Annotated in this window: 1 protein-coding gene and 1 pseudogene; both read right to left on the bottom strand. The window is 71.1% G+C overall.

Annotated features, from left to right (window positions below):
* A pseudogene (locus tag ABD323_RS45185) lies at positions 1-124 on the bottom strand (UbiX family flavin prenyltransferase); the annotation flags it as partial.
* Positions 125-151: 27 nt separating this feature from the next.
* Positions 152-530, bottom strand: a 379-nt coding sequence (locus ABD323_RS45180; protein ID WP_344447748.1) for a hypothetical protein, incomplete at its 5' end; no start/stop codon positions are given.

The following is a 530-nucleotide window of genomic DNA, read 5'->3' as shown; positions in this document are numbered from 1 at the left end:
GACCGCCCGCCCCCCCGCCCGCCAGCAGCGCGCGGATCACCGAGGCGGCGTACGGCGTCCCGGACGCCCCGGAGACTCCGACCACCCAGGGCTGACGTGGCGTCTGCTGCTGATCACTGCTCATACCGGGCACGATAGTCCGGCCGAGCGGTTACCGACCGAGCGACAGCGTCCGGTCCGGACGGCCGTCGGCGCCCACGTCGATCAGGTGGACCCGGCTGTCACCGGTGACCAGCCGGACCCGGTCCGGGCCGTCCCAGGCCACCTCGTTCAGACCGTTCACGTAGTCGTCCCCGTTGAAGTAACCGACCTTCCAGCGCCGGGCGGTCACCCCGCTGCCGGACTCCACCGAGACCCACCAGAGCGGGTCAATCATCGCTGCCCCTTCCTCGACCACCAGGCGGCGGCCGCTGCCGTCGGGGGCGGCCAAGGTCTTGGTCCGCTCGGGGTCCTCGAAGCCGTCCATCAGGTAGAACGGCATCGAGACGAACAGCAGCAGGGCCGCCACGAGCGACGTGCCCACCTTGATC

Origin of the sequence: Kitasatospora nipponensis, assembly GCF_039528135.1 — a bacterium.
Classification (GTDB): domain Bacteria; phylum Actinomycetota; class Actinomycetes; order Streptomycetales; family Streptomycetaceae; genus Kitasatospora; species Kitasatospora nipponensis.
This window is presented reverse-complemented; position numbering and strand designations above follow the sequence as displayed.